Origin of the sequence: Amycolatopsis vastitatis (assembly GCF_002234595.1) — a bacterium.
Lineage (GTDB): Bacteria > Actinomycetota > Actinomycetes > Mycobacteriales > Pseudonocardiaceae > Amycolatopsis > Amycolatopsis vastitatis.
Window position 1 is genome coordinate 424,006 of record NZ_NMUL01000007.1, and the last position, 23,154, is coordinate 447,159.

27 protein-coding genes are annotated in these 23,154 nt (G+C 70.9%); 12 read left to right on the plus strand and 15 right to left on the minus strand.

What is annotated here, in order from left to right; translation table 11 throughout:
• Positions 1–55: 55 nt before the first annotated feature.
• Complete coding sequence (locus CF165_RS09205; protein WP_205660799.1) at positions 56–1,444, minus strand: KamA family radical SAM protein; 1,389 nt, start codon at positions 1,442–1,444, stop codon at positions 56–58.
• Positions 1,445–1,575: 131 nt separating this feature from the next.
• Between CF165_RS09205 and CF165_RS09210 the strand changes: the two genes are divergently transcribed.
• Genes CF165_RS09210 through CF165_RS09225 form a run of 4 tightly spaced genes read left to right on the plus strand, consistent with a single transcriptional unit; the run spans position 1,576 to position 6,370 of the window.
• Complete coding sequence (locus CF165_RS09210; RefSeq protein WP_093947002.1) at positions 1,576–3,180, plus strand: amidohydrolase; 1,605 nt, start codon at positions 1,576–1,578, stop codon at positions 3,178–3,180.
• Positions 3,181–3,191: 11 nt separating this feature from the next.
• Complete coding sequence (lnt, locus tag CF165_RS09215; RefSeq protein ID WP_093947003.1) at positions 3,192–4,805, plus strand: apolipoprotein N-acyltransferase; 1,614 nt, start codon at positions 3,192–3,194, stop codon at positions 4,803–4,805.
• A 26-nt stretch (positions 4,806–4,831) separates the two neighbouring features.
• Entirely contained in the window at positions 4,832–5,599 is a 768-nt protein-coding gene (locus CF165_RS09220) for a polyprenol monophosphomannose synthase (protein WP_093947004.1), read from the plus strand.
• Between the two features lie 30 nt (positions 5,600–5,629).
• Positions 5,630–6,370, plus strand: coding sequence for a PIG-L deacetylase family protein (locus CF165_RS09225; RefSeq protein WP_093947005.1), 741 nt, complete (start codon positions 5,630–5,632; stop codon positions 6,368–6,370).
• Here the strand turns inward: CF165_RS09225 and CF165_RS09230 are convergent.
• Complete coding sequence (locus CF165_RS09230) at positions 6,357–7,112, minus strand: DeoR/GlpR family DNA-binding transcription regulator (RefSeq protein WP_093947006.1); 756 nt, start codon at positions 7,110–7,112, stop codon at positions 6,357–6,359. The genes CF165_RS09225 and CF165_RS09230 overlap by 14 nt on opposite strands.
• A gap of 48 nt (positions 7,113–7,160) precedes the next feature.
• Here CF165_RS09230 and CF165_RS09235 point away from each other — a divergent pair, with 48 nt between their 5' ends.
• Positions 7,161–7,778: an NUDIX domain-containing protein gene (locus CF165_RS09235; protein ID WP_093947007.1), complete on the plus strand. Its 618-nt coding sequence runs from the start codon at positions 7,161–7,163 to the stop codon at positions 7,776–7,778.
• A gap of 120 nt (positions 7,779–7,898) precedes the next feature.
• On the opposite strand, the gene CF165_RS09240 is transcribed toward CF165_RS09235, so the two are convergent.
• From CF165_RS09240 to CF165_RS09250, 3 genes are all read right to left on the minus strand, one after another.
• Positions 7,899–8,246 (minus strand): RNA polymerase-binding protein RbpA, encoded by a 348-nt coding sequence (locus tag CF165_RS09240; RefSeq protein WP_003081521.1) that lies wholly within the window; start codon positions 8,244–8,246, stop codon positions 7,899–7,901.
• Between the two features lie 225 nt (positions 8,247–8,471).
• Positions 8,472–9,236, minus strand: a complete 765-nt coding sequence (locus CF165_RS09245; protein ID WP_167441396.1) for a thymidine kinase — start codon at positions 9,234–9,236, stop codon at positions 8,472–8,474.
• A 22-nt stretch (positions 9,237–9,258) separates the two neighbouring features.
• On the minus strand, positions 9,259–10,659 hold the full coding sequence (locus CF165_RS09250) for an MFS transporter (RefSeq protein ID WP_093947008.1): 1,401 nt from the start codon (positions 10,657–10,659) through the stop codon (positions 9,259–9,261).
• A gap of 244 nt (positions 10,660–10,903) precedes the next feature.
• Here CF165_RS09250 and CF165_RS09255 point away from each other — a divergent pair, with 244 nt between their 5' ends.
• Entirely contained in the window at positions 10,904–11,572 is a 669-nt protein-coding gene (locus tag CF165_RS09255; protein ID WP_093947009.1) for a transglycosylase family protein, read from the plus strand.
• A gap of 4 nt (positions 11,573–11,576) precedes the next feature.
• Here CF165_RS09255 and CF165_RS09260 read toward each other — a convergent pair whose 3' ends face one another.
• Positions 11,577–12,368, minus strand: a complete 792-nt coding sequence (locus tag CF165_RS09260) for a glycerophosphodiester phosphodiesterase family protein (protein WP_093947010.1) — start codon at positions 12,366–12,368, stop codon at positions 11,577–11,579.
• A 66-nt stretch (positions 12,369–12,434) separates the two neighbouring features.
• Between CF165_RS09260 and CF165_RS09265 the strand changes: the two genes are divergently transcribed.
• Complete coding sequence (locus CF165_RS09265) at positions 12,435–12,815, plus strand: hypothetical protein (protein ID WP_093947011.1); 381 nt, start codon at positions 12,435–12,437, stop codon at positions 12,813–12,815.
• Between the two features lie 8 nt (positions 12,816–12,823).
• Here CF165_RS09265 and CF165_RS09270 read toward each other — a convergent pair whose 3' ends face one another.
• The 5 genes from CF165_RS09270 to CF165_RS09290 all read right to left on the minus strand — a co-directional run bounded on the left by CF165_RS09270 (position 12,824) and on the right by CF165_RS09290 (position 16,103).
• Positions 12,824–13,804 (minus strand): tyrosine-type recombinase/integrase, encoded by a 981-nt coding sequence (locus CF165_RS09270; protein WP_093947012.1) that lies wholly within the window; start codon positions 13,802–13,804, stop codon positions 12,824–12,826.
• A 530-nt stretch (positions 13,805–14,334) separates the two neighbouring features.
• Positions 14,335–14,775 (minus strand): SRPBCC family protein, encoded by a 441-nt coding sequence (locus CF165_RS09275; RefSeq protein WP_093947013.1) that lies wholly within the window; start codon positions 14,773–14,775, stop codon positions 14,335–14,337.
• A gap of 2 nt (positions 14,776–14,777) precedes the next feature.
• Positions 14,778–15,110 carry an ArsR/SmtB family transcription factor gene (locus CF165_RS09280; protein ID WP_093947014.1) on the minus strand — a complete coding sequence of 111 codons (333 nt, stop codon included), beginning with the start codon at positions 15,108–15,110 and terminating at the stop codon, positions 14,778–14,780.
• Positions 15,107–15,556, minus strand: coding sequence for an SRPBCC domain-containing protein (locus CF165_RS09285; RefSeq protein ID WP_093947015.1), 450 nt, complete (start codon positions 15,554–15,556; stop codon positions 15,107–15,109). The genes CF165_RS09280 and CF165_RS09285 overlap by 4 nt, the downstream gene beginning before the upstream one ends.
• A 31-nt stretch (positions 15,557–15,587) precedes the next feature.
• The gene (locus CF165_RS09290) at positions 15,588–16,103 is read right to left on the minus strand and encodes a GNAT family N-acetyltransferase (RefSeq protein WP_093947016.1); all 516 of its coding nucleotides are present in this window, start codon (positions 16,101–16,103) and stop codon (positions 15,588–15,590) included.
• Between the two features lie 42 nt (positions 16,104–16,145).
• Between CF165_RS09290 and CF165_RS09295 the strand changes: the two genes are divergently transcribed.
• Positions 16,146–16,709 (plus strand): helix-turn-helix domain-containing protein, encoded by a 564-nt coding sequence (locus CF165_RS09295; protein WP_093947017.1) that lies wholly within the window; start codon positions 16,146–16,148, stop codon positions 16,707–16,709.
• Between the two features lie 8 nt (positions 16,710–16,717).
• Here the strand turns inward: CF165_RS09295 and CF165_RS09300 are convergent, their stop codons facing one another.
• Positions 16,718–17,329: a TetR/AcrR family transcriptional regulator gene (locus tag CF165_RS09300; protein WP_093947018.1), complete on the minus strand. Its 612-nt coding sequence runs from the start codon at positions 17,327–17,329 to the stop codon at positions 16,718–16,720.
• A 22-nt stretch (positions 17,330–17,351) separates the two neighbouring features.
• Between CF165_RS09300 and CF165_RS09305 the strand changes: the two genes are divergently transcribed.
• Genes CF165_RS09305 through CF165_RS09315 form a run of 3 tightly spaced genes read left to right on the plus strand, consistent with a single transcriptional unit; the run spans position 17,352 to position 20,052 of the window.
• The gene (locus CF165_RS09305; protein WP_093947019.1) at positions 17,352–17,807 is read left to right on the plus strand and encodes an SRPBCC family protein; all 456 of its coding nucleotides are present in this window, start codon (positions 17,352–17,354) and stop codon (positions 17,805–17,807) included.
• Between the two features lie 33 nt (positions 17,808–17,840).
• Entirely contained in the window at positions 17,841–18,446 is a 606-nt protein-coding gene (locus CF165_RS09310) for a TetR/AcrR family transcriptional regulator (RefSeq protein ID WP_093947020.1), read from the plus strand.
• On the plus strand, positions 18,430–20,052 hold the full coding sequence (locus CF165_RS09315) for an isovaleryl-CoA dehydrogenase (RefSeq protein ID WP_093947021.1): 1,623 nt from the start codon (positions 18,430–18,432) through the stop codon (positions 20,050–20,052). Before CF165_RS09310 ends, CF165_RS09315 begins: the two co-directional genes overlap by 17 nt.
• On the opposite strand, the gene CF165_RS09320 is transcribed toward CF165_RS09315, so the two are convergent.
• Positions 20,049–20,540, minus strand: a complete 492-nt coding sequence (locus CF165_RS09320) for a pyridoxamine 5'-phosphate oxidase family protein (protein WP_093947022.1) — start codon at positions 20,538–20,540, stop codon at positions 20,049–20,051. The genes CF165_RS09315 and CF165_RS09320 overlap by 4 nt on opposite strands.
• An 83-nt stretch (positions 20,541–20,623) precedes the next feature.
• Positions 20,624–21,157: a TetR/AcrR family transcriptional regulator gene (locus CF165_RS09325; protein ID WP_093947023.1), complete on the minus strand. Its 534-nt coding sequence runs from the start codon at positions 21,155–21,157 to the stop codon at positions 20,624–20,626.
• A 76-nt stretch (positions 21,158–21,233) separates the two neighbouring features.
• Between CF165_RS09325 and CF165_RS09330 the strand changes: the two genes are divergently transcribed.
• Positions 21,234–22,445 (plus strand): FAD-dependent monooxygenase, encoded by a 1,212-nt coding sequence (locus tag CF165_RS09330; protein WP_093947024.1) that lies wholly within the window; start codon positions 21,234–21,236, stop codon positions 22,443–22,445.
• Positions 22,446–22,454: 9 nt separating this feature from the next.
• Here the strand turns inward: CF165_RS09330 and CF165_RS09335 are convergent, their stop codons facing one another.
• Positions 22,455–23,024, minus strand: a complete 570-nt coding sequence (locus CF165_RS09335) for a DinB family protein (protein ID WP_093947025.1) — start codon at positions 23,022–23,024, stop codon at positions 22,455–22,457.
• Positions 23,025–23,154 lie beyond the last annotated feature (130 nt).

Below are 23,154 nucleotides of genomic sequence, written 5' to 3' on the forward strand. Positions count from 1 at the left end.
CGCGCGGCCCCGATCGGGCCCGGCGGCACACCTCTCGAACGGTGACGCGTCGGCGTCAGCTGGAGCGGTTCGCCCACCAGCTCTGGCCGGCTTCGGGCAGGGTGGAGATCGGGTCGTAGTACGGGTACCGGCGCTGCAACGCTTCCGGGTCCTCGAGTTCGATGCCCGTCCGGTAGTTCTTCGTCCAGTACGAGATCCCCAGCTCGCGGTCGTACTCGGCCAGCTGGTGCACCCACCGCTTCCCGACATAGGGCACGTCGCACACGATGCGCGGCGTCGCGTACCCCGGCAGGTACCCCATGATCGCGTGCTGCAGTTCCTGGGCCTCCCACACCGAAACCCGCCAGTGTTCGGCGTTCGGGATCATGTCGCACATGTAGAAGTAGTACGGCAGGATGTTCGCTTCCCCTTGCAGGGCGAAGCAAAGGTCCAGCAGCGCCGCCGGGGTCGCGTTGACTCCGCGCATCAGCACGCCCTGGTTGCGGACGTCGCGGACCCCGACGTTGAGGGCCGTCTGGGCCGCCTCGGCCACCAGGGGCGTCACCGACTGGGCGTGGTTGACGTGGGTGTGGATCGCCAGGTTGACGCCGCGGCGCTGGGCCGTCACGGCGACGCGCTCGAGGCCTTCGACGACCTTCGGCTGGAGCCAGTGCTGCGGCAGCGCCGCCAGGGCCTTCGTCGCCAGGCGGATGTCGCGGACCGTGTCGATGTCCATCAGGCGCATCAGGAACGACTCCAGCTGCGGCCACGGCACGTTGGCGACGTCGCCGCCCGAGACGACCACGTCGCGGACGCCCGGGGTCTTCTTCAGGTAGGCGATCATCGCGTCCTGGCGGTCGACCGGCTTGAGCGTCAGCTTGTGCTTCTCGATCTGCTCGGTCGAGTTGCCGACGAGGTCCATCCGGGTGCAGTGGCCGCAGTACTGCGGGCAGGTCGAGATCATCTCGGCCAGCACCTTGGTCGGGTAGCGGTGGGTCAGGCCCTCCACGACCCACATCTCCGCCTCGTGCAGCGAGTCGCGCTCCGAGTGCGGGTGGCTCGGCCACACCGGGTCACGATCGCTGCGCACCGGGAGCATATAGCGGCGGATCGGGTCGGCGTAGAACGCCTCGGTCACCTTCGCCGGGTCGGTGCCGGCCGTCGGCGCCATCGTGTTGAGCATCTGCGGGGGGAGCAGCATCGACATCGTCGCCATCTCGCGCTGGTCGGCGAGCAGGTCGTCGTAGAAGCGTTCCTCGAGCAGGTCGCCCATGAGCGCGCGCAGCTGCTTGACGTTGCGGACGCAGTGCACCCGCTGCCACTGCGCGTCACGCCACTCGGCCTCGGTCACGTCGTGCCAGCCGGGGAAGCGGCGCCAGTCGGGTTCCACCAGCTCGGCGCGGGCGTACTCGTAGGGCTGGTCGAAGGCGGCGGCAGGCGTCACAGGTTCCTGGATCGCAGTCACTTGTACTCCTAGTCGTCGGGAACGCGTTAAAATATCCTGTCATAACGTTCTCACGGAGTAAATCTTCCTGCTTGCCGGGTTGCGTTCCCCCACGTGGAGGAAGGGCCGGGCGGCGGGGCAGACTCGGAGGCGTGACGGACGAGAACACGACGCTCCTGCTCGGCGGGCGCATCTACACCCCCACCGGTCCGGACGCCACGGCGATGGCGGTCACCGGCGGCACCGTGGTCTGGGTCGGCCAGGACGCCCCGGCCCGCGCCCTCCACCCCGGCGCCGAGGTGGTCGACCTGCGGGGCGCGTTCGTGGCGCCCGCGTTCGTCGACGCGCACGTCCACGCCACCGCGACCGGCCTGCACCTGACCGGCCTCGACCTCACCGGCGTCCGCAGCGGCGCCGAACTGCTGGCCCGCGTGCGCGACGCCGTCGTCCCCGGCCAGATCCTGCTCGCCCACGGCTGGGACGAGAGCACCTGGACCGACCCCCGGCTGCCCGGCCGCGCCGAGCTCGACGCCGCCGCCGGCCGCACGCCCGTCTACCTCAGCCGCGTCGACGTCCACTCCGCGCTCGTGTCCACCGCCCTGGTCGAACTGGCCCCGGCGGCCCGCGACGCGGAGGGCTGGTCGCCCGATGGCCCGCTGACCCGCGCCGCCCACCACGCCGTCCGCGGGGCCGTTCGCGCGGCGATCACCCCGGAGCAGCGGGACCGCGCCCAGCGGGCGTTCCTCGCCGAGGCCGCCCGCCAAGGCATCGTCAGCGTCCACGAATGCGCCGGCCCCGACATCTCCGGCCGCGACGACCTGGCCGCCCTCCTCGCCCTCGCCGGACCGGACACGCCCGAGGTCGTCGGCTACTGGGGCGAACTCGGCGCCGTCGGGGCCGCCCGCGACCTCGGCGCCCGCGGCCTGGCCGGGGACCTGTTCGCCGACGGCGCGCTCGGCTCGCACACCGCGGCGCTGACCGCCCCCTACGCCGAGCACCCCGGTACCGGGTCGCTCTACCTCGACGCGCACCGCATCGCCGAACACCTCACCGCATGCACCGAAGCCGGGCTGCAGGCCGGCTTCCACGTCATCGGCGACGCCGCGGCCGCCGAGGTGATCGAGGGCTTCCGCCTCGCGGAGAAGGAGGTCGGGCAGCGTGCGCTGGCCGCCCGCCACCACCGGCTGGAGCACCTGGAGATGGTCACCGCCGAGCAGGCGAAGCTGCTGGCCGGCTGGGGAGTGGTCGCCTCGGTGCAGCCGCTGTTCGACGCCCTCTGGGGCGGCCCGGAAGGCATGTACGCCGAACGTCTCGGCGCGGACCGCGCGGTGCGGCTCAACCCGTTCTCGACACTCGCCGCCGAAGGCGTCCTGCTCGCCTTCGGCTCCGACGCGCCGGTGACGCCGCTCGACCCGTGGGCGAGCGTCCGCGCCGCGGCCTACCACCGGACCCCGGGCGCGGGCCTGTCGCCGCGGGCGGCGTTCACCGCCCACACCCGGGCCGGGCACCGGGCCGCGGGAGTCAACGACGGCGTCACCGGGAGCCTCGTCCCGGGCGCGCCGGCGCACTACGCGATCTGGGACGCGACCGATCTCGTCGTGGCCACGCCGGACAGCCGCGTGCAGCGCTGGTCAACCGACCCGCGGGCCGGGGTGCCGCCGCTGCCGCGGCTCGAGCCCGACGCCACCCTGCCGCGCTGCCTGCGGACCGTGCGGGCCGGCAAGGTCGTCTACGACGACTTCACGCCGGGCACCTAGAGTTGTCAGCCGTGGCAGTCACCGTCGCGGACCCGGAACCGGGCGCCCCGCACCTCCCCGCGCGCCCCCGGCGCTTTCCCCGTGCCTGGCTGCTGCGCCTGGCCGCGGCACTGGCGTCCGGGTTCGCCTACTACCTGAGCTTCGCGCCGCGCCCGCTGTGGTGGCTCGCGCCGCTGGCGTTCGCCGGGTTCGCCCTCGTGCTTCGCGGGCGCCGCTTCCGCGGCGGGTTCGGCCACGGCTTCGCGTTCGGCTTCGTGTTCTTCCTGCCGCTGCTGACGTGGCTGCTGGACTTCCTGGGCCCCGACTTCGGCCCGTGGCCGTGGCTGGGCCTGTCGTTCGCGCTGGCGCTGTACTACGGCCTGGCGGGCGGCCTCATCACGCTCGTCTGGCGCCTGCCCGCCGGGCCGCTGTGGGCGGCGCTGGTGTTCATCGCCCTGGAGACGCCGCGCGCATGGTTCCCGTTCGGCGGCTTCCCCTGGGGCCGGGTCGCGTTCAGCCAGCCCGAGGGCGCCTTCCTGCCGCTCGCCTCGATCGGCGGCGCCCCGCTGGTCGGCCTCGCCGTCGTCCTCACCGGGTTCTGCCTGGCCGCGCTCGCCGGACGCCTCTGGGACGCGCGCAAGCTCACCCGGCCCACCGTCCTCGCCGCGGTCGGCACCGTCCTGCCGGTCGTCGCCGGCCTGGCGCTGTGGCCGGCGATCGGGACCGGTGCGCAGGACGGCGAACTCACCGTCGCGACCGTACAGGGCAACGCCCCGGACATCGGGCTCGCCCTGCAGGGCGAGCGCGCCCTGCTGCGCCGCAACACCATCGCCGAGAGCCAACGGCTGCTGGACGCCATCCACGCCGGAAAGGTCGCGAAGCCCGACCTGCTGGTCTGGCCGGAGAGCGCCACGACCGTCACCGGCCCGGACCCCCAGGTCGACCAGCTCGTCGCGAGCTTCGGCGTGCCCGCGCTCATCGGGGCCCTCTACGAGCTGCCGGACAGGCACATCCAGAACTCCGTGATCGCCTGGGACCCGCGCACCGGGCCGGGACAGCGTTACGCGAAGCAGCAGCTGGTGCCGTTCGGCGAGTACGTGCCCGCCCGCAAGGTCGCCGAGCTGGTCACGCCGTTCCTCGACCAGGAGACGGTCGACATGCTCCCCGGCGACGGCACGAACCAGACGCTGGCCGTCGCGGGCACGAAGGCCGGCGTGTTCGTCTGCTACGAGGCGGCGTTCGACTACCCGGCCCGCGACGCCGTCCACGCGGGCGCGGAGGTGCTGGTGGTGCCGACCAACAACGCCTGGTACGGCCGCAGCGAAATGAGCGTCCAGCAGCTGGCCATGTCGCGGCTGCGCGCGGTCGAACACGGCCGGGCCGTCGTCGTCTCGGCCGTGTCGGGGGTGAGCGCGATCGTCGCGCCCGACGGGTCCGTGACCAGCTCAACGGGCCTTTTCACGGCGGAGTCCCTGGTCGGGCGCGTCCCGTTGCGGACACAGACTACGCTGTCGGATCGACTAGGTGCGTGGACGGAGTACGGGCTGCTGGCTCTGGCGATCGCCGGGGTGGCCGGCGGGCTCGTACTCCGTTTTCGCACCCGGCGCGACAGCGCCGGCACGGCAGCAGGGGAAGCGGCGGACTGAGACGCCGCGGATTCGGAGGAAGACGGATGTCGCAGGCGCCGCGGGGGGCCCGGGAAATCGAGCCGGTGCTGGTGGTGATCCCGACCTACAACGAGCGGGAGAACCTCGGCCCGATCCTGGACCGCCTGCACAAGGCACTCCCGGATGTGCACGTGCTGGTGGTGGACGACGGCAGCCCGGACGGTACCGGTGAGCTCGCCGACGAGCGGGCCGCCGCGAACGAGCGCGTCCACGTGCTGCACCGGACCGAGAAGGCCGGCCTGGGCGCCGCCTACGTCGCCGGGTTCCGCTGGGGCCTGGCGCGCGAGTACAACACGATCGTCGAGATGGACGCCGACGGCTCGCACGCGCCCGAGGACCTGCCCCGCCTGCTGGACGCGGTCGGCGACGCCGACCTGGCGATCGGGTCGCGGTACGTGCCGGGCGGCAGCGTGGTGAACTGGCCGCTGAAACGCCAGATCCTCTCCCGCGGCGCGAACGTCTACTCCCAGATCGCGCTGGGCATGCGGACCCGGGATATCACGGCGGGCTTCCGCGCTTACCGCCGTCCGGTGCTGGAGAAGCTCGCCCTGGACGAGGTCAACTCCCACGGTTACTGCTTCCAGATCGACCTGACGATCCGCACGGCCGACGCCGGGTTCGAGATCGTCGAGGTGCCGATCACGTTCACCGAGCGCGAGATCGGCGAGTCGAAGATGAACGGCTCGATCATCCGCGAGGCGTTCCTGCGGGTGGCGAAGTGGGGCGCCGAGCGCCGCTGGAACCAGCTGCGGGGGATTCTCGGGTCACGCTGACGGACGTGCTCATCGGGCATCATGGGGCCGATGAGCACCATCGTCGCCTTCCACGCCCACGCTGACGACCCCGTGCTGCTCAGCGGCGGCACCCTGGCGCGCGCCGCGGCCGACGGGCACCGGGTGGTGGTCGTCGTGGCCACCGACGGCATGGGCGCCGAGTGTCCGACGCCGCGGTGGGACGAGCTGCGCGCCGCGGCCGCCGTCCTCGGTGTGCACCGCGTCGTGCACCTGGGCTACGCCGAGAGCGGGCACGGGCCCGTGCTGTACGCCGACCCGCCGGGGCGGCAGCGGTTCGTCCGGGCCGGCACCGAGGAGGCCGCCCACCGGCTCGCGGCCCTGCTGCACGAGGAGCGGGCCGACCTTCTGCTCGGCTACGACCCCAACGGCGGCTACGGCCACCCCGACCACGTCAAGGTCCACCAGGTCGGCCGGCGCGCGGCGGCACTGACCCGGACGCGGCTGCTGGAGGCGACGATGCCGCGCGACGTCGTCGTGCGGCTCACCCGGCTCATCCGGGCGCTGCGGATCCCGTTCCGCTACGACACTGACGCGCTCAGCCGCGCCTACAGCCCGGCCTCGGCCATCACCCACCGCTTCGACGTCCGGCGCTTCGCCGCGCGCAAGCAGGCGGCACTCGCCGCGCACGTGTCCGATGTGCGCGGCACCGGGCGGCTGGCGCCGGTCCTGCGGGTGCTCGTGTGGCTGCCGGCGCCGGTGTTCGCGCTGGTGGCCGGACGCGAGTGGTACGTCGACGTCACGCGCCGGTGATCGCGACCCCCATCGCTGCAAGTTTCTGCACGTTCTGGTCGTCCTCGCCGGCGTCGGTGATCACACCCGCGATGTCGGCGAAGGGCAGCACGGTGAACCGCGACGCCGCGCCGAGCTTCTCGGCACTGGCCAGCACGTAGGTGTCCGCCGCGCGGCGGGCCAGGGTCCGCTTCATCGCGGCTTCGTCGGCGTCACCGGTGGTCAGGCCGGCTTCGGGGTGGACGCCGGTGACGCCGAGCAGGAAGACGTCGGCGCTGATCGCCTGCGCGGCTTCGGCCGCGGCCGCGCCGCAGGTGACCGCGGAGTGGCGGAACAGCCGGCCGCCGAGCAGGAACACCTCGATGCCGTGGTGGTCCAGCAGGGCGGCGGCCACGGTCGGGCTGTGAGTCACGACGGTCGCCGCCAGGTCCCGGGACAGGGCCCTGGTGACCGCCAGCGTGGTGGTGCCGCCGTCGAGGATGACCGTGGAGCCGGGCCGGACCAGGCGGGCGGCGGCCGCGGCGACCCGGTCCTTGCCGGCGGCGGCGATGGACCCGCGGCTCGCGTAGTCGGCGACGGCGGGGGAGACGGGCAGCGCACCGCCGTAGACGCGCTGGCAGAGCCCGGCCGCGGCCAGGTCACGCAGGTCCCGGCGGATGCTGTCCTCGGAGACCCCCAGCTCGGCCGCGACGTCCTTGGCCAGCACCTTGCCGTCGGCCGCCAGCCGGGCGAGCAGCAGTTCACGGCGTTCGCCGACCAGCATGCACGATCCTCCTTGTTCGTTCCGAGTCGTGCACATTATGGTCGCGGCATGACCTCTTCGACAAGCGTCCCCAGCCTGGACCGCAACCCGCGTGTCCGGATCACGAACGTCGAACTGCTGGCCTCGGCCTGGCACGTCCTGCGCCGCACGACGTTCGACTACCAGCACGGCGACGGTCACTGGACGACCGAGCAGCGCGAGACCTACGACCGGGGCAACGGGGCCACTGTGCTGCTCTACGACCTCGCGGGAGGCACGGTGCTGCTGACCCGCCAGTTCCGCTACCCGGTCTACGTCAACGACCACCCGGACGGCATGTTCCTCGAGACGGCGGCCGGCCTCCTGGACGAAGACGACGCGGAAACGGCGATCCGCCGTGAAGCCGAGGAGGAGACCGGCGTCCGCATCGGCGAGCTGCAGCACGTCTTCGACGTCTACACGAGCCCGGGTTCGGTGACCGAACGCCTGCACTGCTACGCGGCACCCTACGACCCGGCCGCCCGCGGCGAAGGCGGCGGACTCGCCGAGGAAGGCGAGGACATCGAGGTGGTGGAGTTCCCGTTCCCGGCGGCGCTGAAGATGATCGAGACCGGCGAGATCGCGGACGCCAAGACGATCATGCTGCTCCAGTGGGCAGCACTAGGAGGCCCGTTCCGCACCGCCTGACGCCGACGTTCCGGGTACGTGGCCAGTGGTCCGGGTAGGCGAAAGGCCCCCGCGGGGGGAGGTCGCGGGGGCCTTTCCGTTGTGGTGAGAGCTCGGGCTACAAGGCCGAGGCTCGCGGGGTCACGCGGACCGGGAGGTCCGGCGGCCCTTGAGCTCGGCGAGACGTTCGTTGAGCAGGTCCTCGAGCTCGGGGATCGTGCGCCGTTCGAGCAGCATGTCCCAATGCGTGCGCGGCGGCTTGACCTTCTTCTGCTCGGGCTGCCCACCATCGACGATCTCCGATTCGCTCCCGTGCAGGCGGCACTCCCAGACCGTGGGGATCTCGGCGTCGTCGGAGAACGGCACCTCGAACTCGTGGTTCTTCGGGCAGGCGTAACGCACGGTGCGGCGTGGGGCGAGGTCGTGGTTGCGGTCGGTCTCGTAGCTGACCGCTCCCAGCCGGCTTCCACGAAGAACACGGTCGGCCATGATGGGTCCTTTCAGTCAGCTCCGGGGTGGAGCCAGGGTGGTGCTCACCCTATGCAACGACTCAGCGGCCCCGAGGATTCCCGGGATGCCATGTCGTTGCTCACGATGAGCTGTGTCACCCGCCGGCATCAGCTTCCACTAGTAGGAGGCATTTCGCGCTCCGGCGTGACGTCAATACGGCCTTCTTAGTGCGGATATCCCCCGGATGGGCTACTCGCGTCTCGCTCAGGTCAACCGTAACTGACCGTGATGAGCAGTAACCGGCCCCAAGTCACCCGATCGAAAGTGGCGACGGCACAATACCTGATAACGCACAGTAGCGAAATCGGCCTCAAAACGTGCTGAAGCTGAAGTTTCAACTACGGATTGTTCGGTATCTGCCACCACAACAGTGTCGCCTTCGCGCACCACCTCGCCGTCGACGACCCGCGCGTTGAACCGCCCGGGCAGCCCGCACCAGCACAGCACCTCCACCTGAACCGGCTGCAGCTCGTCCGCCAGTTCGAACAGACGAGCGGCCCCCGGGAACAGCCGGCTCCGGAAGTCCGTCGCGATCCCGAAGCAGTAGACGTCGATCTCGACCCCGTCGGCCAGCTCCGCCAGCTGGTCGACTTGCGCGGGGGAGAGGAACTGCGCCTCGTCCACCACGACGTAGTCCACGTGCTGCCCGCGCGCCCACTCCTGCCGCACCAGCTCCCGCACGTCGGTGTCCTCGCCGACCTCCACCGCCTGCCGGGTCAGCCCGATCCGGCTGGAGATCTGCGGCGCGCCCGAGCGGTCGTGGCGCACCAGCACCAGACCCCGGCGGCCCTGCCGCGCGTGGTTGTGGTCGATCTGCAACGCCAAGGTCGACTTCCCGCAGTCCATCGGCCCGTAACAGAACTTCAGCCTGCCCACCGGCGGCGTCCCGCGGCGCGAACCCGCCGCGGGGACCGACGACAGGGCGTCCGTGGGATCGAGGCCGTCGGCTTGGTCGTTGAGCAAGGTCACGACGCCCGACCCTATCGGGTGCTCACAGCACCCCCGGCGGGGTGTTGCCCGCCGCCACGATCGCACGCCGCACCGGCACCAGCCAGACCAGCACCAGCCCCGCCGCGAAGAAGACCACCAGCGCCACGATGGCCAGCCGGAACGACCCCGTCGCCTGCCCGACACCGGCGAACACCAGCGGCCCCAGCCACGACGTCCCGCGCTCACCCACGACGTAGAGCGAGTAGTACTGCGCGTCCTTGCCCGCCGGGATCATCTGGCTGAACAGCGACCGCGACAACGCGTTCGTCCCGCCCAGCACCAGCCCGATCCCGACCGCCACCGCCAGGAACTGCAGCATCTGCTTCGGCTGCACGAAGTACGCCCCGCCCAGCACCACGATCCACACCACCAGGCTGCCCAGGATCGTCCGCTTCGCCCCGATCCGCCGCGCCACCAGCCCGTGCAGCGTGCCACCCAGGTACGCCACGAACTGGATCACCAGGATCGTCATGATCAGCACGCTGTTGCCGAACCCCAGCTCGTCCTTGCCGTACTGCGCCGACACCGTCACCACCGTGTTGATCCCGTCGGTGAAGACCAGGTAGCTGCCCAGGAACGCCAGCGTCAACGGGAACGCCTTCGCCGCCACCAGCGTCTGCCGCAGCTCCGCGAACCCCGCCCGCAGCACCGACCGCCCGGGCGCGACGTCGACCGGCGTGTGCCGCCGGGGGAGCGCCCGCACCGCGGGGAAGGTGAACAACGCCCACCACAGCCCCGAGGTCAGGAAGCAGATCTGCACCGCCGTGCCCTCGCTCACCCCGAAGGTGTCGTGACCGAGGTAGAACCCCAGCTGCAACGCCAGCGCCAGCCCACCGCCCAGGTACCCGAACGCCCAGCCCTTCGCCGAGATGTCGTCCCGCTCGTCCGGCCCGCCGATGTCCACCAGGAACGAGTAGTACACGACCAGCGAACCGCCGTAGCCGATGTTGGCCACGATGAACAGCACCGCACCCAGCTGCCAGTCCGAGCCCGCCAGGAAGAACATCGCCGCCGCGGCCACCGCGCCCAGGAACGCGAACCCGCCCAGGATCCGCCGCTTGTTGTGGCTGCGGTCGGCCACCGCGCCGGCGATCGGCAGCACCAGCACCTGCACCACCGTCGCCACCGACAGCAGGTAGCCCCACACCGAACCGGCCGGGAAGTGCAGCCCGAACAACGTCACGTCGCAGTTGTGCAGCGTGTCCGCCTTACCCGCGGCGTCCAGGCACGCACGGTCCCCGTTAAGGGTGAAGTTCTTCTTCGCGTCCTCGGCCGCGATCGAGCTCATCGACAGCGCGCCGAACACCGTCGTCGTCGACGAATAGAACGGCGAATTCGCCCAGTCGTAGAAATACCAGCCCCAGCGCTCGCGCTTGGTCGAGCGCGTCCCGGCCAGCGTCATCCACGGCTCCTTCGCCTCGGGAACTTCCAGGTCAGCGCGGAGACTACGGGGAGGTAGCAGACCCGGTGACCGCACCGCCGAAACCGTGTCCGGTTTGTCGCTTCGTGATCATCCGCCACCACCGGACGACACCCCGTCCACGCGTCACGGCGTGTCGCCGGCAAACGTGAACACTGTTTCATGTGAGACTGAAGGGCAGAGTGTGTCTGTTGTGGCCAACGGGACACGCTCCTACTGTGCTCGCATGATCCAGAACCGCCGACGCACCGTGGCGAGAGTCCTGCTCCTCGCCTTCGCCGCCATGGGTCTGCAGCTCACCATCCCCGCCGTCGCCTCCGCCGACCCCGCGGCGACCGCCTGGGCCCAGCTCCGCATGTGCGAATCGAGCGGCCGCTACGCCACCAACACCGGCAACGGCTACTACGGCGCCTACCAGTTCAACCTCACCACCTGGCGCAGCGTCGGCGGACAAGGCCGCCCCGACCAGGCCGCCCCCGCCGAACAGGACTACCGCGCCCTCTACCTCTACCGCATGCGCGGCTGGCAACCCTGGCAATGCGCCGGCATGCTCAAACTCACCGGCGACGCCGACGCCCGCAGCAAACGCGTCCCCACCTACGCCGAAGCCGCCTACATCGGCGGCGAAGGCCTGCCCACCCCGCCCCCCGGCCCCGGCGGCCCCAAACCCGCCTGGCCCGGCGTCGTCTACTCCTACGGCGACTGCGCCGCACCCCTCAAGACGTTCCAGCTCCGCATGAACGCCTTCGGCTACGGCTTCACCGGCACCGGCTGCTACCTCGAGAAAACCCGCACCGCCGTCCTCGACCTCCAACGCGCCAACGGCATCAAGGACAGCGGCCTCCTCGGCCCCAAGACCTGGGAAGCCGCCTGGACCGGCAAACCACCCCGCTGACCACTCACGACTCTTGGGACTGCCGCCAGACACCCCGCTCGATCAGCACCTCACGCAGCAGATCCGGCCGATCCGTCACGATCCCGTGCACACCCAGGTCCAGCAGCATCCGCATCTCCGCCGGATCGTCGATCGTCCACGTGTGCACCTCGATCCCGGACCGCCCCGCGATCGACAGGAACGCCTTGTCCACCACCCGCAACGCACCCTGCCGCACCGGCACCTGAGCCATCGCCCCCAGCACCAGCCGCCCCAGCGGCAGCAACGGCAGCTTCCCCCGCGCCCACAACGCCAACGCCGACCGCGGCCCCATCGCCGTCGCCAGCTTCGGCCCCGCCAGCTTCCGCAACCGCACCAGCCGCGCATCCGAAAACGCCGCCGCCGCCACCCGGTCGTACGCCTTCGTCCGCTCCAGCACCGCGACGAACGGCTCCACCGCCCGATCGGCCTTCACATCGACGTTGAACCGCGCGTCCGGCAGCTCCTCCAGCACGTCCTCCAGCCGCGAAAGCGGCGCCTTCCCAGCCACCTTGACGTGCTTCAGCTGCTCCCACGTCTGCGCCGCGATCGGCCCCGACCCGTCCGTCGTCCGATCAAGGTGCGGGTCGTGGTGCACCACCACCACACCATCCGCCGTCGCGTGCACATCCGTCTCGAGATACCGATACCCCTCGGCACACGCCCGCTTGAACGCCGGCAGCGAATTCTCCAAACCGTCCAGCTCGCCGAGGTGCCACCCCCGGTGGGCGAAGGCACGCGGCAGCGGATCGGCCAGATACGGAAACGACACCTGCATCCCTCAAGTGTGCACTTCCGCCATGACCCCGGCATGAGCAAACGATGGCCAGCTAGGGTCTCCCGAGTGAGGGAAGCCGCCGAACTAGCCCAGCCCGCCCCCGTCGACCTCGTCCCTGGCCGCCGCGGCGCGCCCCGGCACTGCGGCTGGTGCGGACGGCGCCTCCCCGAAGGCGGCAACGTCGGCCGCCGCCGCCGCTACTGCGGCCAGTCCTGCCGCCAGCGCGCCTACGAACGCCGCACCGCACTCCAGCGCAGCGGACTCCCCGAAGACGCCGTCGTGCTTTCGGACACCGAAGTCGCCGCCCTCCAGGACCGCCTCTTCCAGCTCCGCTGCGCGGCCGAAGACATCGTCACCGCCGCCGAGGACGGCTCCGACGCCCGCGAACTGCGCGCACTGGCCCTCGAAGTCGCCCGAGCCGCCAAAGACCTCGAACAACTCCGCTGACCGGGACCTCACCCCAAACCATCCAGGGCCCGGTACGTCCGGTTGCTCGCCGCCGCCGCCCGCTGCTCCCGGCCGGTCGCCTCGATGTAGTTCTGGCTCGTCGCCAGGCTCGCGTGCCCCAGCAACGCCATGATCTCCGACGCCGTCGCCCCGTCCTCCGCCAGCCGCGTCGCGAACGTGTGCCGCAACGCGTGCAGATTCGCCCCCACCGGCACCCGGTCGTGCAACCCCGCACCCCGGTAACACGACTTCACCAGGTACTCCAGCGCACCCCGCCCGATCGGCTCACCCGCCCGATCCAGCAACAACGGCGAACCAGGGGAGAAGCGCACGTTCGGGAACCGCACCCGGCACGACTCCCGGTACCGCTCGATCAGCTCCGCCAGCACCGGCTGCACCGGAATCGACCGGTCCCGGCTGCCCTTCCCCTTCACGTGCAACCGCAGCTCACCGGCACGCCCCACGAGCGACCTCGACGTCAGCGCGCGCATCTCCGCCGCCCGCAACCCGGCCACCAGCCCCAGCGCGATCACCAGCACGTCCCGCTCCGGCCACGGGTCCCGCGCGCGCCGCGAACCCGCGGCCGCCGCCGACAACAGCTGCTCCGGGGTTTCCTCACCCCGCAACGGTTTCGGCGTGAGCGCCGGCGTCCGCGGCCGCGCCACGGCACCCATCGGATTGCCTTCCAGGAGACCGTCGGCCACGCAGAACGTGAGGAACTGGTTCCACGTCGACCAAGCCCGCAGCACCGAACTCTTCGCGTGGCCGTCCGCGAACGCCCCGAACACCGAGCGCAGCGCGGGCCCGGTGAGGTCGGCGACCTCCAGGTCCTCGGCCGGACGGCCGAGCTCCGAAACCAGGAGAGTGGTGATCCCGGCCAGGTCCCGGCGGTAGGCGTCGGTGGTGTGCGGAGAGTCCTTGCGAGGACGGCGGGCGGCGAAGAAGGCTTGCTGGGCCTCGGAAACCTTCATGTGGATCTTGTACCGCACACCACCGACAGTTTCCGCGGCCGGGTCCGAACCCGGCGTTTCATGCATAATGGCAATTATGCATGAAACGCCGGGTTGACCGAGGAAGATCCCCTCGGGGGACACGGCACTCTCCGGAGACCGTTTCGGGCCCTCGGAGCCCCGCCAGGGATGCGCACACATGTTCGACAACCTTGGCCGGCGCCGGCAGGGCCTGAAGCCTGAGCCGCCGGGCCGGGATGCGCCGGACCAACTCTTGTCGATCAGCACTTCGGCGCCTAATCCTTGCCATAGTTTCGTCACCGTGACGTTTTACGGTCGGGTGACGGGACCTCGCGTCCGCGACCCTCAGGGGATGCTTCGGGGGTTCCGGAGAGGCGAGATTGAGTGGCCTCTTGGGCAAGCCGCCGTGGAAACCCTCACAGGAGCCGTCCTGGCGAAGCGAACACCCTCACGCAAGCCAGGCGGCCACGTCCGGGTTCTTCCGCCCCTCTCGAACCTCGCTCCAGCAGGTCCCCAAGTGCCGATAATGTACATTATGTCAAGTAACGTCAGTGCCAGTCGCTGATCTGCACGTCGCGCGGGCTCGGGGCGCCTTCCCCGGTCTCGACGAGCTGCTTGAGGCTCATCAGGTAGATCGCCCACTTCGTGCTGCAGTGGTGCATGAACTCGACCTGCTCGCGCCAGCCTTCGTGCTTGAACAGGATGATCGTGTAGTCCTGGCGCTGTTCGAGGTCCCACCGGATCGTCGTGCCGATCCACTCCGGCGGTCCGTCGACGACTTCCCAGCGCACGAGCTTTCCCGGGTCGAGTTCGAGCACCTTCATGTCGAAGCCGCCCGGAATGAAACGGAACGAGATGACGCCGCCGGGTTCGGTGTCCCCCAGGGTCTTTTCGGTCCACCAGCCCGACAGGCCGTCGAGTGTGGTGATCGCTTCGTAGACGTTGTCCGGGGTGGTGTTGTGGATGCCGATGCGGTGCAGGATGTCCATGGCTAGCGGTTCCTTTCGATGGTTTCGGCGATCTGCTTGATGCGGCGGAGCCGGGCGTCCCAGGCGTTGCCGACGTCGGTGAGCTGGGCGACGGCGCGGGCGAGCTGGGCTTCGTCGACGTGGAACTGTTTTTCGCGTCCGGCGCTGCGGGCGTGGACGAGGCCGGCGCGGTCGAGGACGGCGAGGTGTTTGGCCACGGCCTGCCGGGTCACCGGGAGGTGGTCGCTGAGGCTGGTCGCCGTTCCGCTCCCCTCGTTCAGCAGCAGGTCGAGCATGCGGCGCCGGGTCGGGTCGCCGATGGCCGACCAGAGGTCGTCGTCCACGGCGGTGCTCACCGGGTGGCTCCGGCGACCTTGGCGGCGTAGGCGGGCAGCCGGGACAGGAAGCGGTCCCAGCCGTTGGCGTGGTCGTCGTACTCGGCGACGAGCTTGGCTTCGTCCCAGCCGCGCTCGCGGAAGCCGGTTTCGGTCATCCGCAGGCGGGTTCCGGTGCCGGCGGCTTCGAGTTCGAAGACGACGAGGAACGAGTTGCCGGGTGCGGCGGTCTCCCCCTCGGCGTGGGCCCAGCGGAAGGAGAAGAGCTTCGGGGGGACCGCGTCGACGACGGTGAACTGGACCCAGGTGCCGCCGAAGCCGATGCGTCCCGCTCCCCCGGGTTCGGCGGGGTACTCGGCTTCGTCGGGCCACCATTCGCGGACGTGCTCGGGGCTGCTCACGACGTCGAAGACGACTTCGGGGGCGGCGTCGATGTGGATTTCGCGTTCGAGTGTTCCGTATTCCATCCCGGCTCCTTGTGCAACGTTTGGTTGCGTTTCACGTTAGCTCAGCCGGGACACATGTGCAACCTTCAGTTGCGCAAAGGTCCTTCTGGAACCAGGCGACGTCGCGCCAGGCGCCGTGCTTCCAGCCGACGCGGCGGTAGACCCCGGCCGGTTCGAAGCCCAGTGCGCGGTGCAGCCCGGTGCTGGCGTCGTTCGGGAGTGTCACGCCCGCGAAGGCGCGGTGGTATCCGCGTTGGCGCACCCGCTCCAGGAGCGTTTCGTACAGTGCGCGTCCCGCGCCGGTGCGGCGTCGGCCTTGTTCGAGGTAGATGGTCGTCTCGCACGACCACCGGTAGGCGGCGCGCTCGGCGAAGCGGTGGGCGTAGGCGAAGCCGGCGACGCGTCCTTGGTCTTCGAGGACGAGCCACGTGTGGGCGCCGGCGATGCGGCGGGCCATTTCGGTGGTGCCGGGTGGCTCGGCTTCGAAGGAGATGACGGTGTCGGTGACGTAGGGCGCGTAGACGGCGAGGCAGGCGTCGGCGTCGTGCGTGGTGGCTTCTCGGATCATGGCTCATATGGTAGCCAGATTGAGTCAGATAGTATCTGAGTTATGACCGACCCCCTGAGTGCTCGCTTGGCCGCCACCGTCAACGCGGCGCGGACGTCGCAAGGTCTTTCGGTGGCTCTGCTCGCGGAGCGATCGGGGGTTTCGCGAGCGATGATCGGCAAGATCGAGCGGGGCGACGTCCAGCCGACGGCGGCGTTGCTGGCGAAGCTGTCGGCGGCGCTGGGCATGACGCTGTCGGAGCTGATCGCGCGGGCCGAGGGTGACGAGCGGCGGCTGGTGCGCGCGGCGGAGCAGCCGGTGTGGGTGGATCCGGAGACGGGGTACCGGCGGCGGTCGGTCTCCCCCGCGGGTGGCCGTCCGCTGGAGCTGGTGGAGGTCGAGCTGCCGGCCGGGGCGGAGGTGGCGCTGGCGGCGGGGACGTATGCGTTCCTGCACCAGCAGATCTGGGTGCTGGCGGGGCATCTGCGGTTTCACGAGGGCGCGCAGGTGCACGAACTCGACGCCGGGGACTGCCTGCAGCTGGGGCCGGCGGCGGACTGTGTGTTCGCGAACCCGGGGCTGGAGCCGTGCCGGTACCTGGTGGCCTTGGTGAAGCGGGGTACCTGACCGGGTCCTCAGCCGCGCAGGTCGAGGGCCGCCACGGCGTGGTCGAGCCAGGCGGCGAGGAAGCGGTCCGGCGCGAGGTCGCCGGGGGTGTGTCCGATGAGGACGTCGAGGATCGGGTAGTAGGTCAGCGACGCGACGAGCACCGCGGCGGTGGCTTCCGGGTCGGTCACCGGGGTTCTCCCCTGGTCCCGCAGCGTGGTGATCCATTCGGTCCCGCGGCGGTAGACGGTGGCGACGACGCCCTGCCACATCCGCTCGAACAGCTCGGGGAAGCCGGTGAATTCGCGGATCATCAGGCGGATGAGGTCGCGGTCGGCGGCCATGAAGGCCCAGACGACGTCGGCGAGGATGCGCAGGGCCTCGCGGGGGTCGTCCGGGAGGCGGGCGTCGGCGGTTTCCGCTGCGCGGGCGGTCAGGCGGGAGAGGTTGTCGTGCACGGCCGCTTCGAGGAGGGCGGCTTTGGACGGGAAGTGTTTGTAGAGCGCGCCGCTGCCGGGGTTGAGGCCGCAGGCGGCCTGGATGTCGGCGACGGAGGTGGCGTCGTAGCCGCGGGTGGCGAAGAGGTGGACGGCCTCGTCGAGGATGCGGCGGCGGGTGACGCCGGGGGTTGTTCGAGCCATAGTGAGAAATTACTCTCTTTCTATGGTGGAAGTGATCGTGGAAGAGACTGTGTCGTGCTCGCCGGAGGCCTTTCTGGGCCTGGTCATGGATCCCCGGCGGTACGCGGAGATCGACCGCAAGCTGGGCCGCATCGACTGGGTGCGCCGGGATGGCGACGTCACCGAGTTCCGGTTCCGCTCGGCGTTGCCGGGGCTGGGCCCGGGGCCGAAGGTCGTGTCGCGGATGACGCTGACGCCGGGTGAGCGGGTCGACGTCCAGCTGCCCGAACGGCCGGAGAACCGCCTCGCCCGCCGGGTTTCGACGTTCGAAGCGCATTTCGAGTGCACGCCCGTCGACGGCGGGATCCGGGTGCGGCGGCGGATCGCGTTCGGGTTCACCGCTCCCCTGCGCTGGTTCGCCGAACCGGTCCTCCGGCGGAAGCTGCGGGCGGACGTCGAGCGGGAGGTGCGGGGCGCGAAGCGGCTGCTGGAGCGTTGACTGAAGTAATGAATCAGTGCTTCACTTCTTGACGTGCCCTATCGCCGCACCCCGAAGGTGCAGGAACGCCTGGACGCCCAGCGCGACACGATCGTCGCCGCCGCGACGCAGCAGCTGGCCGAGCACGGCTACGGCGGGTGTTCCGTCGCCGCGGTCGCCGAGCGCGCCGGGGTGGCCGTGGGCAGCGTCTACCGCCACTTCCCCACCAAAGCCGACCTGGTGGTGCACGTGTTCCGGCAGGTCGTGACGCGGGAGGTCGAGGCGGTCCGGGCGGCGTCCGCGGCACCGGGTGACCCCGCCGAGCGGGTGCTGGCGGTGTTCGAGACGTTCGCCCAGCGCGCGTTGAAGGCCCCGAGGCAGGCCTATGCGCTGCTCGCCGAGCCGGTCGACGCGCTGATCGACGCCGAGCGGCTGGAGTTCCGGCGGGCGTTCACCGAGGTCGTCGCCGAGCACGTCGCCGCCGGGGTGAAACAGGGCTCGCTGCCGGCGCAGGACGGCCGGCTCACCGCCGCGGCACTCGTCGGTGCCGCCGCCGAGGTTCTGATCGGCCCGTTGACCAGCGGCAACGCCGGTGACGTCGCCGAGCTTCGCACGTTCGTCATCCGCGCTTTGGGAGGTTCCGATGCCCGTCACGCATGAGGTCACCAACCAGGTCCCGCCGCTGGCGGGCCACGACGTCGCGGACGATCCCGCTCTGCTGGCCGGGCTCGAGCGGGCGGGCGCGGGCTGGGCCGCGGACGAGCTGCACGAGCTGGGCCGGCGGGCCGGGAGTGAGCAGGCGCAGGAGTGGGGCCGGCTGGTCAACGAGAACGAGCCGGTGCTGCGCACGCACGACCGGTACGGCCACCGGATCGACGAGGTCGAGTTCCACCCGTACTGGCACGAGCTGATGACGGTCGCGGTGTCGCACGGACTGCACGGCACGCCGTGGCGGGATTCGCGCGAAGGCGCGCACGCGGCGCGGGCGGCGAAGTTCTACGTGTGGGGCCAGGTCGAAGCCGGGCACAGCTGCCCGATTTCGATGACGTACGCGGCGGTTCCGGCCTTGCGGGCGAACCCGGAGCTGGCGGCGCGGTACGAGCCGCTGCTGGCGGCGACCGAGTACGACTTCGGCCTGCGAGAGCCGGGCACCAAGCGCGGCCTGATCGCGGGCATGTCGATGACCGAGAAGCAGGGCGGCTCCGACGTCCGCACGAACACGACGACGGCGACGCGATCGGCCGACGGCAGCTACACCCTGGTCGGGCACAAGTGGTTCACCTCGGCGCCGATGTCGGACATGTTCCTGACGCTGGCCCAGGCGCCGGGCGGCTTGTCGTGCTTCCTGCTCCCCCGCGTCCTGCCGGACGGCTCGCGCAACCCGATCCGGCTGCAGCGGCTGAAGGACAAGCTGGGCAACCGCTCGAACGCGTCGTCGGAGATCGAATACGACAACGCGGTGGGCTGGCTGGTCGGCGAGGAGGGCCGCGGGGTCCGCACGATCATCGAGATGGTCAACAACACCCGGCTCGACTGCGCGCTGGGCAGTGCGTCCGGGATGCGGCTGGGCGCGGTGCGGGCGGTGCACCACGCGACCCACCGGCACGCGTTCGGCAAGGCGCTGGTGGACCAGCCGCTGATGGCCAACGTCCTCGCCGACCTGGTGATCGAGTCCGAAGCGGCCACGACGGTCGCGATGCGGCTCGCCGCGGCGGGCGACAACCGGGACGACGCGCAGGAGCAGGCGTTCCGGCGCCTGGGGCTGGCGGTGACGAAGTACTGGGTGTGCAAGCGGGCGCCGGCGCACGCGGCGGAGGCGCTGGAGTGCTTCGGTGGCAACGGGTACGTCGAGGAGTCGGGGATGCCGCGGCTCTACCGCGAGGCGCCGCTGTCGTCGATCTGGGAAGGGTCGGGCAACGTCGCCGCGCTGGACGCGCTGCGTGCCATGGGCCGGCAGCCGGAGTCGGTCGCGGCGTTCTTCGCCGAGGTCGAGCGGGCGGCCGGCGGCGACGCGCGGCTGGACGACGCCGTCGACCGCGTCCGCAAGGAGCTGACCGACCTGGACGGCATCGAGTACCGGGCGCGGCGGCTGGTCGAGGCGATGGCGCTGGTGCTGCAGGGATCGCTGCTGGTGCGCCACGGCCATCCGGCGGTCGCGGACGCCTTCTGCGCGTCCCGTTTCGGCGGCGACTGGGGCATCGCGTTCGGGACGCTCCCGGCCGGGGTCGACACGGGAGCGATCATCGAGCGCGCCGCGGTCCGCTAGCCGCGTTCGGCCCGCTGCTTGGCCAGCTCCTCGACGGCGCTCGGCAGGGTCGTCTCGAAGTCGATGAGCTTGGCCCAGGTCGGGGTCACGACGATCCGGACCATGCCGTCGTAGAGCGAGCGCACTTCCCGTTCCCATTCGGCCCGCTGCTCGGCGGTCATCTCGTAGGTGCCGTTCATCCGCAGGTACTCCTCGGGGATGCCGTCGACGACGTCGAGCTCGGCGCGGCCGCGGATGAGGAGGATCTTGGGCGGGTGCACCTCGGTGTCGATGGTCAGGGCGACGGCCGGGTTGGCGCGCAGGGACGGCAGTTTCGGGGAGTTCTTCGTCGTGCACAGGACGATCTCCGTGCCGTTCCAGGTGAACGCGATCGGGATGCTGCGCGGGGTGCCGTCCTTGGCGACGTAGGCCAGGCGGGTGATGTCCCGGGCGAGCAGCTCGCGGCTGAGCGGCTTGTCGAGCACCTCGGCGATCTCGTTCTGCTGCATGGTCGTCTCCTTCTCCGGAAGTGTCTTGATGTCCCTGGGACGGAGCCGGTGGCGCGTTCTCGACACGCGCCGCCGGAAAAGTTTCAGCGGCCGAGGGCGTCGAGGGCCGCGGCGACCGCGGCGGCCCTGAGTTCGTCGACCGGGGCGTCGGGAAACTGCATGCAGACGTCCTGCAGGCCACCCAGGGCGAGGACGGCGCGGGCGGACTGTTCGAGCGTCGGCTCGGGGCCGCAGATCAGCTCGGTGAGCCGCTTGCGCCAGCCCAGTACCCGGTCGATGAGCCCGAGGTCGGCCAGCGTCGGCATCTCGGCCAGCAGCATGATGACGGGCGCGCGGTGGCGGTAGTTGAAGTCGAAGAAACCCTCGATCAGCTCCCGCACCCGGGTGTCGCCGCGGGCTTCCTGGGCGAGGAGGAACTCCTCGCCGTCGTCGAGCAGCGGCTGGAGGATGCTGCGCACCAGGTCCTCCCGCGACGGGAAGTGGTAGTAGAGCGCGGGTTTGGTGATGCCCAGCCGGTCGGCGATGTCCTGGAGGCTGGTGCGCTGCACCCCCTGCTTGCTGAACAGGTCGCGGGCGACGTCGAGGATGCGCTGCTTGGTGTCGGAGGGTTTCGGCACGACCCCAGCATAACTGACTTAACGATAGGTAAGGAACGTGGTACAACTTACCTATCGTTAAGTCAGGGAGGTATTCATGCGGATTCTCGTCTCCGGTGCCAGCATCGCGGGTCCGGTGCTGGCGTACTGGCTCACCCGGTACGGCTTCGACGTCACCGTCGTCGAGCGCGCGCCGACGCTGCGCAAGACCGGCGGGCACGCCGTCGACCTGTTCCGGCCGGCCATGGAGATCACCGAACGGATGGGCGTGCTGCCCCGCGTCGAGGCCCTGGCCACCGGCACCACCCGGATGACGCTGTACCGCGAGGGCACCCGCCGTCCGGTGCGGGTCAACCTGGCGAAGATCATCCAGGCCACCTCCGACCGGCACGTCGAGGTCATGCGCGACGACCTCAGCGAGATCTACTACGACGCCGGCCGCGACGACGTCGAGTACCTCTTCGGCGACTCGATCACCAGCATCTCCCCCGACGGCGAGGTCACCTTCGAACACGCCGCGCCACGCCGGTTCGACGTCGTCGTCGGGGCCGACGGGCTGCACTCGAACGTGCGGCGCCTGGTGTTCGGGGAGGAGGCGGGGCTGACGAAGTTCATCGGCGCGTACCTGGCCGTGCTGTCCCTGCCCGACACCCTCGGCCTCGACGGCGAGACCGTCATGCACCTCGGGGCCGGCCGCACCACGGGGATCTACAGCGCCCGGCACCTGGACGAGGCCCGCGCGGTGTTCCTGTTCCGCCGCGACCAGGAGCTGGACTACCACCACCGGGACGTCCCGCGGCAGAAGGAACTCCTGCGCGAGGCGTTCGCCGGCCTGCACCCGCAGGTCGACGGCTGGCTGGCCGAGCTGGACGGCCCGGGCCCGTTCTACTTCGACTCCATCACCCAGCTCCAGCTCGAGACCTGGTCACGCGGGCGCGTCACCCTCGTCGGCGACGCCGGCTACTGCCCCGGCCCGGCGGTCGGCGGCAGCACGAGCCTCGCCGTGCTCGGCGCGTACGTCCTGGCCGGCGAGCTGGCCGCGGCGGGCGGCGACCACGAGCGCGCCTTCGCCGCCTACGAACGGGAAATGGGCGAGCTGGTGCGCCGCAGCCGTGCCTTCGCGATCGGTGCCACGCGGAGCCTGATCCCGGCCTCCCGTGCCGGGGTGTGGGCACTGGCCCGGGGCGGCCGGCTGATCTCCGCGCTGCCGGCCGGGGCGAGCAGGGCCTTGGCGAAGCTGAACACCGGCGGCGTGCGCATGCACGACTCCATGCGGGTCAAGGACTACGCGGTGACGCCGGTGGGCTGAAGCTCCTTCTCACCGATGCCGGTCGGCTGCCTCCCGGATCCGCTCCACGTACGTTTCCCACCAAGCCGCGTCGCCGATGTCGGCGTGGTCGGCGCCGGGGCGGCCGTCGATCAGCTCGCGGACGATGTCGGCGTGGCCGGCGTGGTGCGCGGTCTCGGCGGTCACCCGCACCAGCAGCGAGCCGAACGTGGTGGTCCGCCGCTCCTCCGGCCACCACGCCACCGACGCCGGCGCGTCCAGCGGCAGCTGTTCGATCGACTCGTCCGAGTGCCGCCACGCCGTCCGGTACAGCTCGACCAGCTCCTCGCGGGTCTCCTCCGCCATGGCCCACATGTCCGCGCTGTCCCAGACCGAACCGTCCTCGAACCACGGCAGCTTCACCGGCGCCGGGCGGCCCACGGAGTCGCCGAGGTAGCCGAGCTCGCCCCCGGCGACGTGCTTGATCAGGCCGAGCAGGTTGGTCCCCGTCGGGGTCATCGGGCGCCGGATGTCGTGTTCGCTCAGCCCGGAGAGGCTGTTCACCAGGCTCTCGCGCGATTCCTGGAGGTACCGGCGCAGGTCGGCGGCAAGGGTGTCCATGCGCGCACGCTAGCGCCGGGCACCGACAAAAGACGGCCGGACGCTGGAGGGGGCTCCGGGAAGCCCCCTCCAGCTCGACGGCGAGCTTCCCGCTGGAAGCGGTCACCGGCGGAAACCGGGCGGGCGCGCG